The sequence below is a fragment of the Pseudoalteromonas sp. Angola-4 genome (genome assembly GCF_028599265.1).
GTDB lineage: Bacteria > Pseudomonadota > Gammaproteobacteria > Enterobacterales > Alteromonadaceae > Pseudoalteromonas > Pseudoalteromonas atlantica.
Map to the genome: position 1 here is coordinate 42,918 of NZ_JAQREK010000007.1, position 16,349 is coordinate 59,266.

Annotated in this window: 12 protein-coding genes; 3 read left to right on the forward strand and 9 right to left on the reverse strand. The window is 42.4% G+C overall.

The window, feature by feature from the left end:
* Nucleotides 1-73: 73 nt before the first annotated feature.
* Nucleotides 74-2,125, reverse strand: a complete 2,052-nt coding sequence (gene prlC, locus PSH48_RS10260; protein ID WP_273611505.1) for an oligopeptidase A — start codon at nucleotides 2,123-2,125, stop codon at nucleotides 74-76.
* A gap of 226 nt (nucleotides 2,126-2,351) precedes the next feature.
* Between prlC and gorA the strand changes: the two genes are divergently transcribed.
* From gorA to PSH48_RS10275, 3 genes are all read left to right on the forward strand, one after another.
* A complete protein-coding gene (gorA, locus tag PSH48_RS10265) occupies nucleotides 2,352-3,713 on the forward strand; it encodes a glutathione-disulfide reductase (protein ID WP_055254577.1) in 1,362 nt (453 codons plus the stop codon).
* A gap of 313 nt (nucleotides 3,714-4,026) precedes the next feature.
* The gene (locus tag PSH48_RS10270) at nucleotides 4,027-4,611 is read left to right on the forward strand and encodes a hypothetical protein (protein ID WP_273611506.1); all 585 of its coding nucleotides are present in this window, start codon (nucleotides 4,027-4,029) and stop codon (nucleotides 4,609-4,611) included.
* A gap of 209 nt (nucleotides 4,612-4,820) precedes the next feature.
* Complete coding sequence (locus PSH48_RS10275) at nucleotides 4,821-5,657, forward strand: mechanosensitive ion channel family protein (RefSeq protein WP_273611507.1); 837 nt, start codon at nucleotides 4,821-4,823, stop codon at nucleotides 5,655-5,657.
* A gap of 50 nt (nucleotides 5,658-5,707) precedes the next feature.
* Here the strand turns inward: PSH48_RS10275 and tldD are convergent, their stop codons facing one another.
* From tldD to PSH48_RS10315, 8 genes are read right to left on the reverse strand one after another with little or no spacing between them, the layout of a single operon-like run.
* Entirely contained in the window at nucleotides 5,708-7,147 is a 1,440-nt protein-coding gene (gene tldD / locus PSH48_RS10280; protein WP_024032486.1) for a metalloprotease TldD, read from the reverse strand.
* The gene (locus PSH48_RS10285) at nucleotides 7,144-7,971 is read right to left on the reverse strand and encodes a carbon-nitrogen hydrolase family protein (protein WP_264390152.1); all 828 of its coding nucleotides are present in this window, start codon (nucleotides 7,969-7,971) and stop codon (nucleotides 7,144-7,146) included. The genes tldD and PSH48_RS10285 overlap by 4 nt, the downstream gene beginning before the upstream one ends.
* A complete protein-coding gene (locus tag PSH48_RS10290; RefSeq protein WP_273611508.1) occupies nucleotides 7,968-11,825 on the reverse strand; it encodes a YhdP family protein in 3,858 nt (1,285 codons plus the stop codon). Before PSH48_RS10290 ends, PSH48_RS10285 begins: the two co-directional genes overlap by 4 nt.
* A complete protein-coding gene (rng, locus tag PSH48_RS10295) occupies nucleotides 11,825-13,297 on the reverse strand; it encodes a ribonuclease G (protein ID WP_273611509.1) in 1,473 nt (490 codons plus the stop codon). The genes PSH48_RS10290 and rng overlap by 1 nt, the downstream gene beginning before the upstream one ends.
* 1 nt (nucleotide 13,298) lies before the next feature.
* Nucleotides 13,299-13,868 (reverse strand): Maf family protein, encoded by a 570-nt coding sequence (locus PSH48_RS10300; protein WP_024032489.1) that lies wholly within the window; start codon nucleotides 13,866-13,868, stop codon nucleotides 13,299-13,301.
* The gene (gene mreD, locus PSH48_RS10305) at nucleotides 13,868-14,347 is read right to left on the reverse strand and encodes a rod shape-determining protein MreD (protein WP_004585757.1); all 480 of its coding nucleotides are present in this window, start codon (nucleotides 14,345-14,347) and stop codon (nucleotides 13,868-13,870) included. Before mreD ends, PSH48_RS10300 begins: the two co-directional genes overlap by 1 nt.
* Entirely contained in the window at nucleotides 14,340-15,182 is an 843-nt protein-coding gene (mreC, locus tag PSH48_RS10310) for a rod shape-determining protein MreC (RefSeq protein ID WP_024032490.1), read from the reverse strand. Before mreC ends, mreD begins: the two co-directional genes overlap by 8 nt.
* Entirely contained in the window at nucleotides 15,182-16,225 is a 1,044-nt protein-coding gene (locus PSH48_RS10315; protein ID WP_002958401.1) for a rod shape-determining protein, read from the reverse strand. The genes mreC and PSH48_RS10315 overlap by 1 nt, the downstream gene beginning before the upstream one ends.
* Between the last annotated feature and the right edge of the window lie 124 nt (nucleotides 16,226-16,349).

Here is a 16,349-nt window from a genome sequence, read left to right on the forward strand (position 1 = left end):
AAAACAATTGACCAATATATTAAAAAACATAAAAAAAGCGCCATATAGGCGCTTTATAAGGTTAAGTAGTTGTTTATGCAGCTATACCACTGTGACGCAGTAGCGCATCAACATTTGGCTCGCGACCACGGAACTTTTTAAATAACTCCATAGGTTCTTCACTGCCGCCTTTTTCTAAAATATTTTCTAAGAAGGCTTTACCTGTTTCGGCGTTAAAAATACCGTCTTCTTCAAATTTAGAAAATGCATCGGCAGAGAGTACCTCAGCCCATTTGTACGAGTAGTAACCGGCGCTGTAGCCACCTGCAAAAATATGACTAAAGCCATGTTGAAAACGATTAAACTCAGGCGGGTTAACCACCGACGTGCGGCTACGTACGTCGTTTAAAATCGCTTGAATTTGGCACTCTTGGTTTGCCTGGTAGTCGTGGTGGATTCTAAAATCGAACAATGAAAATTCAATCTGACGCAGCATTTGCATGCCAGAATTATAGTTTTTAGCGGCCAGTAGCTTATCAAGTAGCTCTTTTGGTAATGGCTCACCACTTTCAAAGTGGCCTGAAATAAAGCTCAGCGCTTCTTCATCGTAACACCAGTTTTCTAAAAATTGGCTTGGTAGCTCTACGGCATCCCATGCAACGCCGTTAATACCAGCAACAGGAGCAGCATCAACTTGGGTAAGCATGTGGTGTATACCATGGCCAAATTCGTGGAAAAGCGTGGTTACTTCGTCATGTGTAAATAGCGCCGGTTTGTCGCCTACCGCTTTATTAAAGTTACACACTAAGTATGCCACGGGTGTTTGTAATTCGCCGCTGGCGCGCACTTTACGCCCCATACAGTCATCCATCCACGCGCCGCCACGTTTGCGCTCGCGTGCATATAAATCAAGATAAAAACGACCACGCAATGTGTTACTGCTATCAAAAATTTCAAAAAAGCGAACATCGCTGTGGTAGCTATCAAAGTCGCTTACTTCTTTTACCTTAATACCAAAAAGGCGGCTAACGGTTTCAAATAAACCGCTAAGTACTTTATCTGCAGGGAAATAAGGGCGCAGTACTTCATCTGAAATTGCGTATTTTTCTTGCTTGAGCTTTTCGCTGTAGTAACCAAAATCCCATGCTTGAAGCTCAGTAATACCATGGTGTTGCTCAGCATAGGCTTTTAGCTCTGCCACTTCTTGCTCTGCTTGAGGCTTAGACTTAGCGGCTAAGTCTTCTAAAAATGAGAAAACTTGCGCTGGCGACTCAGCCATTTTAGTTGCTAATGATTTTTCAGCGTAGTTATTAAACCCTAACAGCTGCGATAGCTCATGGCGTAGTGCAAGCTCTTCTTTCATAATGGCTGAGTTATCAAACTCACCCGCATTGGGGCCTTGATCTGAAGCGCGCGTACAAAATGCTGTGTAGGTTTCTTTTCGCAGTTCGCGGTCATCTGCATAGGTCATTACCGGTAAGTAAGACGGAAAATCAAGCGTAAATACCCAGCCGTCTAAACCTTTGCTTTTAGCTGTTTCGCTAGCAAGCGCTAATGCCGACTCTGGCAAGCCTGCCAATTGGCTTTCATCGGTAATGTGTTTATGCCATGCAAGCGTTGCATCCATTACGTTGTTGCCAAATTTAGAGGTTAGTTCAGATAAACGCGTGCTAATTTCGCCGTAGCGCTTTTGATCTTCTGCTGATAATGCAATGCCTGAAAGTTTAAAATCACGTAGGGCGTTGGTGATGGTTTTTTGCTGCGCAGTGCTGAGTGTTTTAAATTCATCGCTGTTATAAAGCGCATTATACGCTTCGTACAAGCCTTGATGCTGCCCGACAAATGTTGAGTACTCAGATATAAGTGGTAAACATTGCTCGTAGGCTTCACGCAGCTCGTCGTTATTCATGACTGAATTAAGGTGCGATACCGGTGAAAACATACGCGAGAGTTTATCGTCGGCTTCTTCAAGGGGTAATACTAAATCGTTCCATGTAAACGAGCCTTTCGCTAACACGTCATCTATGGCTTTACGACATTGCTCTATACCGTGCTTTAGTGCCGGTACTACGTACTCTGGCTTTATTTTTGAAAACGGGGGTAAGCCTTCTAGGCCAATGAGTGGATTTGTTTGTGCTTCGCTCATGAATTTTCTCAATTTAATTGACTATGAATTTGAAGTTGGGGCAAAACGGTGAAATACAAGCCTCCATTAATGGGTCTAATATAGCTTAGGATGAAACTGATCGGCATAATAAACAATTTCGTTTGTTGTATTTATCAGCTTTTTAGCGCGCCGCGCTGGGTGACTTGCACTTAGCATATGCTATCATCGGCACATTATAGTTAAATATATTTTTTGAGGATAAAACATGGCTCAGCATTTTGATTACATTGCGATTGGTGGTGGTAGTGGCGGTATTGCCTCTGCTAACCGTGCGGCAATGCGTGGCGCTAAAGTAGCGCTTATCGAAGCAAAACACATGGGCGGCACCTGTGTTAATGTAGGCTGTGTGCCTAAAAAAGTAATGTGGCATGGCGCACAAGTTGCTGAAGCAATTAACTTATATGCACCTGATTACGGCTTTAACGTAGAAGTAAAAGACTTTAACTGGAGCAAACTCGTTGAGAGCCGCGAAGCGTACATTGGTCGCATTCACAAAGGATACGACAACGGTTTAGCGAACAATGGCGTAACCGTAATTAATGGTTTTGCTAAATTTGTTGATAGCAAAACCGTAGAAGTAAACGGTGAGCATTACACGGCCGATCATATTTTAATTGCAGTAGGTGGACGTCCGCATACTCCTAATATTCCAGGTGCTGAGTACGGTATAGACTCAAATGGCTTTTTTGAATTAACAGAGCAGCCAAAGCGAGTAGCGGTAATTGGCGCAGGTTACATTGCTGTAGAACTTGCCGGTGTACTACATGGTTTAGGCACAGAAACTCATTTATTTGTACGCAGACACGCGCCGCTTCGTAATTTTGATACGCTACTGGTTGAAACCTTGGTAGAGATCATGAAAAAAGAAGGCCCAACACTGCATACCGAATGCTCGCCTAAAGAAATTGTTAAAGAAAGCGATGGTAGCTTAACCATTCATTTTGAAAATGGTTACAGCCAAAATGTTGACCAAGTAATTTGGGCTATTGGCCGCGAGCCAAGCACCGATGTAATTAACATTGCAGCAGCAGGGGTTGAACTAAATAGCTCTGGTTATGTAAAAGTAGATGAATATCAAAATACAAACGTACCTGGTATTTATGCTGTGGGCGATATTATTGAGCACGGTATAGAACTTACGCCTGTCGCTGTTAAAGCCGGTCGCACCCTATCAGAGCGTTTATTTAATAAAGACCTACCTGATGATTTAAAAATGGATTACAGCCTTGTACCTACTGTGGTATTTAGCCACCCACCTATTGGTACTATTGGTGAAACCGAGCAAGAAGCTATTGCTCGCCACGGCGAAGAAAACGTAAAAGTGTACAAGTCGGGCTTTGCCGCTATGTACACAGCCGTTACACAACACCGCCAACCGTGTGCAATGAAGCTTGTATGCGTAGGCCCTGAAGAAAAAGTAGTTGGCTTACACGGCATTGGTTTTGCCGTTGATGAAATGATTCAAGGCTTTGCGGTTGCTATGAAAATGGGCGCAACTAAAGCTGATTTTGATGCTGTTGTTGCACTGCACCCTACAGGCTCAGAAGAGTTTGTGACGATGCGCTAAGCAAATTCTGCTTATAACGTTAAAAGCCCTTACTATGTTTTAGTAAGGGCTTTTTTATGCTTAACGCATTTAACCCTATACAGCACAACTAATTAACTCAACTTATTACAAAAAACACATCATAAATACATAATACAAAAACATAACCCATTAATTTAACAGCAAAAAACTTAGACAGATAAATTTATAAAAAGTTTCTATAATGTTTTGGCTTTTAGCTATTTTTATAATTAAACTGCCGCGCATTGTTTTCTATTTGAGCTTTTATATGTTTTTACTGCGATCTTTTATTTACTTATTATGCTTAGCAGGTGTGGCTTTTTTAATTCAGCTTGAAGGTTTTGATTTACAGCAAAATGCACTTTACAGTGAAGAAACACTAACCGAACACATGCAAGATATTTTAACCTTTTTAAGTTGTATGCTGTTTTTCTACGCCTCACGTATTCACTCTGATCTTAAAATAGCCGCACTGTTACTGGCTGCATTGACAGCTGCTATGTTTGTTAGAGAATTTGACACCTATCTAGATATGTATGTATTTGATGGCGCATGGCAAGCAATTGTATATACGCTATTAGCGAGCGTACTACTTTACTTAAAAGCCCAACGAGGCTTTATTTACAGCTCGTTAAAAGCCTATGCGCAAACACCGAGCTATGGTATTTGCCTATCTGGCTTAGTGACCTTACTCGCTTTTTCAAGAATGATGGGCAAAGGCGAGTTTTGGCACTCAGTTATGGGAGAACAATACGTTCGGGTCGTTAAAAATATTATTGAGGAAGGCATAGAAACCTTGGGTTACACGCTTATTTTTATCGCTGCCATTGAGCTTGTATTGTTTTGCCAAAAACACGTTAAACACACGCAGGTCTCTATTACAGAGCAAACAGCCTAGCTGCTAAGTAATACCGGTTTAATTAAGTAGTAGCCATTCTAGCGTGCAAAATAAAGCGCTAATAGGGTTTTAACGCTATTCACCTATTGCTATAAATGGCTCATGTCTTAACACAATTGGTATAAGTGATTTTATGTAGCTTAAATTTGCTAATTGGTTTGATTACTCAATATACTTAGCGTGCCTATTGCTACTCGTATTTGGAAGTTATGATTAAAGACATACTCATGCACCCTTTTTTAGTTTCTGTGCTCGTGCTTGCCATTGCATTTGTGCTTAAAGTACTGGTTGATAAACTAGCAAGAAACCGCGCTGAAAAAAAAGAAAAAGACATTCGTTACATCACTCATAACATTAAGCACTTTATTAATTTTGTTATGGTGTTGTCGCTGCTATTTGTGTGGTCGACCGAAATACAAAATTTTGCGCTGTCTATTGCTGCGTTTGCAGTGGCTATAGTGCTTGCAACTCGCGAGTTTATACAATGCGTTATAGGCTTTTTTTACCTAGTTACCACCCGCCCATTTAGAGTAGGTGATTGGATACAAGTAGGTGACTATTTTGGCGAAGTAGCCGAAACAGACTGGGTAAAAACCACCATGCATGAAATAGACATGCACACTTATCAGTTTTCGCGCAAAACAATTTATATACCAAATAATAAGCTGATCACCAGCTCAATTAAAAACCTTAATTATGTAAAGCGCTTTGTTACTCATCATTTTACTATTGTACGCAGAGAGAGCTTTAACCCTTATGTTATTCATGACAAATTAGTCAATCAGGCAAAACTATACTGCGAAGAGTTTCACGATGTAGCAACACGTTATAATTCGATGATAGAGCGTAAACTCGATGCCAAAATTTCAGGTCCGGCACCGGTTATTCACTTTGGCACTACAGAGCTTGGAGAGTTTAAAGCAAGCTTTACGCTATTTTGCCCAACCAACAAAGCGCTTGAAATAGAGCATAAATTAACTGAGTGTTTTATGGCTTTGTGGTACGAACAGGCGAAGAAGAACAAAGAAGAGCAAAGCGAGGCGTAAACCTCGCATTGGTAACCTATAAAGCGCGAATTGCTTCGTGCTTTATTGTTTTATGCGGTGCCACCTACTGTAAGTTGGTCTATTTTAAGGCTTGGTTGACCTACCCCTACAGGAACGCTTTGGCCATCTTTACCGCAGACACCTACGCCTTTATCAAGGGCTAAATCGTTGCCTACCATAGAGATATGCTGCATCACCTCTGGGCCATTGCCAATCAGTGTTGCACCTTTAATTGGCTGGGTAATTTTACCGTTTTCAATTAAATACGCCTCTGATGCGCTAAATACAAACTTACCTGAAGTAATATCTACTTGGCCGCCACCAAAGTTTGGTGCAAATACCCCTTTTTTAACTGAGCTTATAATATCAGCTTGGCTATGCTCGCCCCCTAACATGTAGGTGTTGGTCATACGCGGCATAGGTAAATGCGCATACGACTCACGACGTGCATTACCCGTTGGGTTTACACCCATTAAACGCGCATTGAGCTTATCTTGCATGTAACCTTTTAAAATACCGTTTTCGATAAGTACATTATAAGCTGCAGGTGTGCCTTCATCGTCAACGTTAAGTGAACCACGGCGATCGGCCATGGTGCCATCATCAACTACTGTACACAGCTCAGACGCTACTTTCTGTCCCACTTTACCGCTAAATGCCGAAGCCCCTTTACGGTTAAAGTCGCCTTCAAGGCCATGGCCTACCGCTTCGTGTAGCAACACGCCAGGCCAGCCATTGCCTAACACAACTTCCATTGTGCCAGCCGGGGCATCAATTGCCTCTAGGTTTACTTTAGCTTGGCGTACTGCTTCTTCGGCAAAGCCCATCCAGCGCGGCTTGCCTTCAACTAGTTCTTTAAAGTAACCATAATCTAAGCGTGCGCCGCCCCCTGCACCACCGCGCTCACGGCGGCCATTTTTTTCAAGTAAAACGGAGCAGTTTAAACGAATAAGCGGGCGTATATCGGTAGCAAACGTGCCATCGCTGGCAGCAATTAATACCTCTTCGTATACAGCCGACATTGAACTAATTACTTGCTCAGCATCAGGGGCGAGTTCGCGTATGTAGTTTTCAAGCTCACGCAATAAACTCACTTTATCGCTGTCACTCATGCTTGATATTGGTTGATGCGGGGCAAATTGCTCTTTTGCTTTCACATCGCTAAATACTTTAATGGTTTTATCTTCGCCTGCATCGGCAATGCTACGAGCTGCCGTTGCGGCTTTATTTAACGCTTCAAGGTTAATGGCATCAGAGTAAGAAAACCCTGTTTTTTCACCACTAACGGCACGCACACCTACTCCGCGCTCAACATTGTACGAGCCTTCTTTTACTAAGCCGTCTTCAAGCACCCAAGACTCATGATGGCTTGATTGAAAGTATAAATCGGCGTAATCCACTTTATGCTGATGAATATACCCAAGCGTTTTTTCGAGTTCTTCTCGATTTAGCTGGCTGTCGTGTAATAAATGCTGTTCAACCGAATTCATAATAAATGCTCTCTAAATCGTTGATGAGATTGCACGGGCATATCTCTTCTAATTTTATTTAACTGGTTTAGGTCGGCGTAACCGCTTATAAACCCTACCCCACTTTCAAGCGTTGCTATTTGCTCGCCCCATGGTGAAATAATAATACTGTGGCCGTATGTTTGGCGGCCATTTTGATGCGTTCCATACTGCGCCGCTGCAATAACGTAACATTGCGTTTCTATTGCGCGTGCTTTTAATAAGGGTTGCCAATGTGCTTGCCCTGTAGGGAGTGTAAAAGCACTGGGCACTAAAATTATTTCAGCCCCTTGGCGCGTAAGTGCGCTAAATAATCCGCTAAAGCGCAAATCATAACATACTGTTAAGCCAATTTTACCAAACGGTGTAGCAACAACCACCACATCATCGCCTGCCTGAGTAAAGTCTGACTCTCGATAGCTGGCGGTTTTATCGGCCACATCAACATCAAATAAATGCATTTTATTATACGTGGCTACGCATTCACCTTGGCTATTAAATAAGTGCGAGGCCGCAAAGTATTTATTATTTTTGTGTGGCTCAGGGATGGTGCCCGCATTTAACCAAATATTATGCTTTTTACACAATGCACTTAATTGCTGCTTGTAGTGAGTAATACGTTTAGCAACCGCTAGCGTATCATGGCCACTTTTACTAAATACTAAAAACGCCTCGGGTAAACATACAAGCATTGGCCTGGCTGCGGGGAGTTTATTTAACGCCTCGCCAAGGGTTGCCATGTTTTCGTCGGGGTTGGTGCCTGAGCACATTTGCAAAGCAATTATATTGGCGTTTAGCGTACTCATTGTGTTGCTGTTACCGCGGCATCTTTAAGTGTGAGTGTACTGGCCGCTTGCGGCTGATTTTGCGCAGCTTGCGGTAAGGTAACTTCTTTACTTTTACGCTCAAGCTCTTGTACCACAGGGTCATTCATTTTGCCGGTTACTTTAAAGTTAATTTCGGAGATCACCCTTGCTGAGTGAATAACCTTATCAAGCGCTAAAGCGGCAAGCCCTGTGACGGGATTAACCATCCAAGCCACAATAACCGGAATACTAGATGTTACTTGTGGTGCCACAGCTAAATCGTAATCTATTTCAAGGGTGTTTAAATTAGCATAGCCGTTAATCGTTAAATCGGCTGGCACGCCATCCATTTTGGTATCTTTTGTGTAGGCTATACCTTTATCTAGCTGCATAGAGCCTTTTAAGCTGTTATAAAAAAAGCCTTTTGAAAATACATCTCTAAAATCGAGTTTTAATTTACGCACTAGCGAGTCAAGGCTAAGTAGCGAAAATACACGTGCCCCACCATCACTTATTTCAGCAATGTGGCCTTCGCCTAAATCCCACTTAACTTCACCGCCCAAACTAGGTATATCAAAGTCATACGGGGCGCCTCGCCAAGCAAGGTTGTAGTTAATATCGGCTTTTGAGTCTTTTATAGCGGTGGTGATATCAAATTCATCAAATAGCGCGCCTATATCGTCACTTTTAAGTTCACCATTAAATTGCGTAAAGCCACCTTGCCATTGCCCTTTGGTACGTAAAATATGGTCGCCCTTATCAACCACAAGCTCAGAAATAGTAAGCTTGTCGCCTTCACCGACCAGCGAAGCGCTCACTTTATCAAGCTGATAACTTGCCACTTTACAATCTGCACATTCAAATTCAATGGCTGGTACTGTGTTAAGCCACGCTAGGTTTTGCTCTGGCAGTACATCGGTGATCTCAAGATCTTCTTCTACTTTAGGTGCAAAGTTAAGTCTTAAGTAATCGCTATTTATACGTATCGGCTGGCTTGGCTGAGAGCTGGGAATAAACACGTCAGCACGCAGCTCTTTGGCATTAAGCTTTAAATATAAGTCGTTTTGCTGGGGCGCTAAGCGCATTTCAAAATCGTTAAAAATAATGTCGCTAGCATTAACCTTATCAATATGCGCAACCACTTCATTTAATGGCGGCATAATACCCTCAGACTGCTGGTCTGGCTTAGCTTGAGCGGCTTTAATTATTTGGTCTATTAATTCAAACCATGCTTCTAGTTGCGTTTTTTCAAGGTTAATATTAACGCTTAAATCTTTTTGATTTAGCCCTAAATCTTGCTCACCAAGTACAATATGCATATTACTAAATTGCGGCTGACCGTTTTCTAAAATCGCATTAAAATATAGCTGCTGATTAGCATTAGCCGTAATAAGATTTGAAATATCATCGCCTTGCACTATGCCCGTTAACGGCCAAACCTGTTCACTTGTTTTGCCATAGGGCGCTGGTAGCGTGCTCGTCAAGCCACGTAGCTCAGAGCTAACCTGAGCGCGGTAATTAAAGCCTTGCTCAGTAAAATTAAGTGCAAGGCCTATATCAACTTCACTTTGCCCACTCAGGTACCCTTTCAGTACACCTTGCGCCTGGGTTGTTAGTGTATCTGCATTTAGTAACGCCGTTATATCAATATTAGCGGTGTACTGCTGTGCTTCGCTTGCACTATTATAGTTAATGCTAAGCGGCATACCCAACCATGTAGCGCTGGCGTTTTGCATGCTAATTGTATCGTTTTCAAAGCTGAGCTCGCCGCTTAGTTTTTCAAGCGCAATGCCTGGGGCTGCAATATAAACAGGCAAATCGTTTAGTTTTACTTTGCCGTTTACACTGGCTCCACCTTTAAATTTAGAGCCAATCAAAAGAGTTACGCTTGCATCGGCTTGACCTTTACCTTGCACCACTTCAAAAATATTGGCCAGTGGGTTTGCAATCGGGGTGGCTGCAAAAAAGTCATGCAGTTTTTCCATTTGCGCGCGTTTATCTATTTGTACAATGAGTTCATCAGCGTGCATTAAATCGGCAATACTCACTTGCACGCTATCGCCTACTTCTAAATTAACTAACTGGCCTTGCTGGCTATAAATATCCATTCGCTCGTTGGCAAAGTGCAACTGCACATTGGCGTTAGTTACTGCCGGCCAATTGGGGTCAAACGCGTATGTTGCATTATCTATTTGCGCGAGTACATCAAATTGGCCGCTGCCATCGGTGAAAGGAAAACCTGAAAGCGGGCCTGCAAATAATACTTGCGCCTTAGCTACTTCGCCCCCTTTTATTGCGCCATTTAAGTAGCTTACAAGTTGAGGGCTCATCGCCTTTAACGGAAAGTAGTGCCCAGCTACTGTGGCATCCTCTGCATAGGCTTCTGCGTATAGATCTAAGCGAGGATCGTCGCTAAGGCTTACATTTAACTCAGCCGCTAAGGTAACTTCGTTATTATCAAACCAAATATTATTACTGCTTACATTCCAGTAATTATCTGTTTTTGCTAAATCCAGATCGATATTAATTTGGTTGTAATCAATATTTTTACTGAAGCTGTCGCCGGTTATTAAAGTCCCGTTTTCGCCAAATAGCTGCACTCGCCCGCGCTGCTGATTTATAAGCCCCGAGACTCTAAGCGCCTGCGCTGCAGGAATACCAGACACTTCTTGCCAGCCAATATTATTAGCTGAAAACCATAACTGCCATTGCTCATCTGGATTAAGTTCTAGGTAGGCTTGATCGATAAAACCACTTGGTTTGCGGTTTAAAAGTGGCTGTAATGCTTCAAAGTTAGTTAACGACGCCAAGTTACTCAGTAAAGAAAGATCAACCTGCTGCAGCCACACTTTATTTTGCTTACCTAAGTTTGCCTCAAATTCTAGACTTGGCCAGGTTGTGTCATTATTACTAAATGTTAGGCCCGTGCTTTTTAAGTGCCAAGCGTTTGCCTCAGGAAATAAATGAAATCCCCCTTCGCTTAAGCTTACTTGTTTAGCTTGTTGGTTGTTTTGCCAGTGCACAAAGCTAGGTAACCACTGCATTTTTACATCGCTGATAAAACCATTTTCGAGCTTAAGCCAAGACTTTAAGTTTATGTCTGTGTAAAGCTGTTGTTTTTCAGTATTAATATATTGCGCCAACCAATTAGACACATCTACGCTATTTGCTTGAACGTAAATATCACCCGCAATTTGCTCTATAGTTTTGCCACTAAGTGCGATACGAGCGTCAAAGCTACCCACACTAATGCCGGGCAAGGCGAGGCTGCCGCTTCCTAATTGCTGTTCTTCTTGGTTTTGCCATACTATGTTTTCGAGTAATAGCTTGCGCTCTCTACCATCTTCTAAAATGAAATTAATACTCGAATTTTCGATAGCAAAATGCCCAGTATCTCCCAAAAACAGCTCTTCAATTAACTCTTTTTGTTCAAACGAGACATCATCGTTATTGGTGTTATTAAATAAATTTTGAATATTTACACTGGTATGAAAGCCATTAATAACAAAGTAATTAGACTTTAACTGAAAGGATTTAATGCTCTCCCATAGGTTAAGCTCTAGGCTTGTTTTGGCAATAGTGAGCGATATAGGCGCAGTTTCGTTATCCTTAAAAGAGAGATCTTCTAATACCAAGGCTGGGCCGGCGCCATGCCAACTGGCAGAGATTGCGCCTATAGAAAGACTAATGGCAAATTTATCATGCAGGTAGGTTTCTATATCGCCTTTGTAGTCGTTTGCATAAGGTAGGGTGTACTTTAAAATAGAAACAATCACGGCCAGTAATACTAAAATTATGGCGCAGGTTTGCCATAACTTTCTAAAACAAAAAAAACAGACCGCTTTCGTTTTCATTACATCATTACCACATCAAACTGCTCTTGGCTGTATAGGCTCTCTGTTTGAATATTGACCTGCTTACCAATAAATAGTTCAAGTTCGGCAAGGTTATGATACTCATCATTGAGTAAGGCTTCACTTACTGCAGGTGCCGCATACACCATGAATTTATCGGCATCGTAGGCACGATTAACGCGCACTATTTCGCGCAGTATTTCATAGCATACGGTTTCGACTGTTTTTTGTGAACCACGTCCAGAGCAAGCCGGACATACATCACACAAAATATGCTCAAGGCTTTCGCGGGTGCGCTTACGGGTCATTTCTACTAAGCCTAATGCGCTTAAGCCGTTTATGTTGGCTTTTGCACGGTCTTTAGATAGTGCTGACTCTAGAGAATGTAATACTCTGCGTTTATGATCTTCGCTGATCATATCGATAAAATCGATAATAATAATACCGCCTAGGTTACGCAGGCGTAGCTGCCTAGCAATGGCTGATGTGGCTTCCACATTGGTATTAAAAATGGTTTCTTCTAAATTACGATGCCCTACAAAGGCGCCAGTATTCACATCAACGGTGGTCATCGCTTCGGTTTGGTCGATAATTAAATAACCGCCCGACTTAAGTGTGACTTTACGATGCAATGCTTTTTGAATTTCGGTTTCAACGTCAAATAAGTCAAAAATTGGGCGCTCACCTGGGTAGTACTCAAGTGCTTGCGAAAGCAAAGGCACAAACTCTTCAGTAAACAGCTTTAGCTCTTGATAGGTTAGCTTAGAGTCAACCCTAATACGCTCCATATCTTCACCTACGTAGTCGCGCAGGGTTCTAAATGCAAGCGTTAAGTCTTCGTGTAATATACTGGCTTTATTGGTTTTTTTACGACGTGATACAATTTTTTGCCACAGTTTTCGTAAAAATTCAGCATCGTGTCTTAGCTCCGCTTCACTGGCGCCCTCTGCCGCTGTACGAACAATAAAACTGCCATTATCGTCGCCGTATTCTGCCACTATTTTTTTAAGTCGCGCACGTTCTTCTTCGGTTTCAATACGCTGACTAACGCCTACATGCGTAGCGTCTGGCATAAACACTAAATAGCGCGAAGGAATAGTGATATCGGTAGTAAGCCTAGCTCCTTTAGTGCCTAGTGGGTCTTTAACCACTTGCACCATAATGTATTGGCCTTGGCGTACTAGCTCACGTATGTCTTGTACTTTTTTGATCGGCTCGTCGTCTACACCCTCAACTATTGAGGCGCTATTGACTATGTCTGATGCATGTAAAAAAGCGGCTTTTTCTAGGCCTATATCAACAAAAGCAGCTTGCATGCCTGGCAGTACACGGCTTATTTTTCCTAAGTAAATATTGCCTACAATACCTAGGTTGCCTATTCGCTCTAGTTGAATTTCTTGTAATACACCGTTTTCGATTAGGGCAACACGGCTTTCACTTGGCGTGACATTTATTAGTAATTCTATACTCATGTTACCTTCTTAAGAATGCTTGTAATAATTGTTCGGTCTCGTATAAAGGTAAGCCTACAACAGCAAAATAGCTACCCGCAATGTGTGTAACAAAGCGACCACCTAAGCCTTGAATGCCATAACCACCGGCTTTATCTTGTGGCTCGTTTGACTCCCAATAGCTATTTATTTCTTCATCGCTGAGGGTTTTAAAGGTCACATCGGTACTCACCACACAACTTAGTACATCTGTTTGTGTAGCAAAAGCAACGGCAGTAAGTACTTGATGTGTATTACCAGATAAACGTTTAAGTGTTGTTATGAAATCGTTTTTATCGCGTGGTTTACCCAACGATTCGTTATCAATAACAACCACAGTATCGCTACCAAGCACTGGGCGGTCTGTGTAACCAAGCGCTACGCCTGTTTGCGCTTTTAAGCGGGCTAAGCGCTCAACCAATGCATGAGGCTGCTCGTTTGCAAGTGGGGTTTCATCTGCATCTACACTGAACTGTTCAAACTCAATGCCTAACTGACTCAACAACTCTTTACGTCGCGGGGAGGCTGATGCCAAATATACTGCGGTTGTCATTACCTGATCCTAAAATGTCTACGGTATTTGCGAAGAAGTAAAAAGACCCAAAACCAGCTGACCATACCGGTCGCCACTGGCCACAGGTATTGTGGATTAAAATAAACACCTAATAAAAAGTGATTTAACCAAAATTGCATTAAGTGATACAAGGTTAAAAATAAGCCCACTAATAAGCTTTGCTGCCAAAGCGAAAAGTTACGTATTTTTTGAAAGTTACTTGCGGTCACAAATATACAAATAGAATACGTGAGTGAGTTAACCCCTAATGGCGAGCCTAAGGCTAAGTCCATGAGTAGGCCAACAACCCACGCGGTACCAATATTTAATCTATGCGGCACTGCCAGTGACCAGTACATTAATACCAGTAATACCCAATCAGGCCTGAAGGGCTCAAACGAAAAAGGCAGTGGCATTAATGCCATAATTAAAGCAAAAAAGATGCTTAGGGCAATTAACAATGAATAACGATTAATCATCGCTGATTTGCTCCTGTTGATTGCGCCATAAAATAACTAACAAACGAATACGGTCTAGCTGTGCAATAGGCTCTGCAAATACTTGGGCAAACGGGCGTCCTTCATCGCGGTTTATTTCGGTGACAACGGCCACCGGATAACCTTCAGGAAACGTACCGCCAAGCCCCGAGGTCACGAGTACATCACCAATGCGAACATCAAGGCTATGAGGTACATGCGAAAGCTTAACAACGTTAATTTTACCTATGCCTTCAACTACCGTGCGTACGTCGTTTCGTAGTATACGTACCGGCGTAGCATGAGTTGTGTCGGTCATTAGTAGCACGCGCGACGTGGTAGAGCCTACTTTTGTTAATTGGCCAACAACCCCCATTTCATCAATTACGGCTTGGCCTTCGCTTAGGCCGTCGGTGGTACCGCGGTTAATAACCACTTGATGACTATAAGGGTTTGAATGTACAGAAAGTACTTGGGCTATTTTTTTACGATTAGATTGCTTAGCCGATGAGCCAAGTAAAGCGCGTAGCTTTTGGTTTTCGCGGGCTAAAAATTGGTATTGCTGCAATTGCTCGCTTTGTAGCATTTGCTTTTTTTTCAGCGCTTCGTTTTCACTCAGTAACTGATCGCGGGTATGCAGGCTTTTAGCACCTAAGCTAAATATTTCGTAAGGTAGGTTGGCAACGTAAATTAATGGGCTGACAAGTGTATTAAGGCTCGTACGTACAACCGTGCCGCCTTGTGTAAACTTATCGCCCGCAATGAGCACTATGCTCAAAAGCACTGCGACAAAAAGTCGCAGTTGCAAAGAGATGGTTTGTCCAAACAGTAATTTCATTAATCGTAACTAAAAACGTCACCACCATGAACATCAATCATTTCAAGTGCTTTACCGCCGCCACGTGCTACACACGTAAGTGGATCATCGGCAACAACCACAGGAATGCCTGTTTCTTCCATTAATAAACGATCTAAATCTTTTAATAGTGCACCACCGCCAGTCAGAACCATACCGTGAGCTGAAATATCTGATGCAAGCTCAGGTGGAGACTGTTCAAGTGCAACCATTACGGCACTTACAATGCCCATTAGCGGCTCTTGGAGTGCTTCTAAAATTTCGTGCGAGTTAAGTGTAAATGAGCGAGGAACACCTTCGGCTAAGTTACGACCGCGTACTTCAATTTCAATTGGTTCGTCAGTTTTAAAAGCAGAGCCAATTTGATGTTTAATATTTTCAGCCGTTGCTTCACCAATTAGGCTACCAAAGTTACGGCGTACATAATTAATAATGGCTTCATCAAATTTATCGCCACCGATACGCACAGACGATGAGTAAACAACACCGTTTAGTGAAATAATAGCAACTTCGGTAGTACCACCCCCAATATCAACAACCATAGAACCAGTTGCTTCTGATACTGGTAGCCCAGCACCAATTGCTGCGGCCATTGGCTCTTCAATTAGGTACACTTCGCGCGCGCCGGCACCCATTGCTGATTCGCGGATAGCACGCTTTTCTACTTGGGTTGCACCACACGGTACACAAATAAGTACACGCGGGCTTGGGCGCATAAAGTTATTGTTGTGCACTTGTTTTATAAAGTGTTGTAACATTTTTTCGGTTACATAAAAGTCGGCTATTACGCCATCTTTCATTGGGCGAATCGCTTTAATATTACCCGGTGTACGCCCTAGCATTTGTTTTGCTTCTGTACCCACAGAAGCAACACTTTTAGGTCCACCAGCGCGTTCTTGACGAATAGCTACAACTGAAGGTTCGTTAAGTACAATACCTTCTTCTTTTACATAGATAAGGGTATTGGCTGTACCCAAGTCGATCGATAGATCGTTTGAAAAAATACCACGGAGTTTTTTAAACATGAGGCTGGATGACCTTTGAAATACGTTCTTATGTTAGCTGCACTCACTTTAACATGCCTAATTAGATGAGCAATATAAAGCGCAACTACCTTTGTTAATTTGTGAAAAAAGGAAGCTAGGCTTC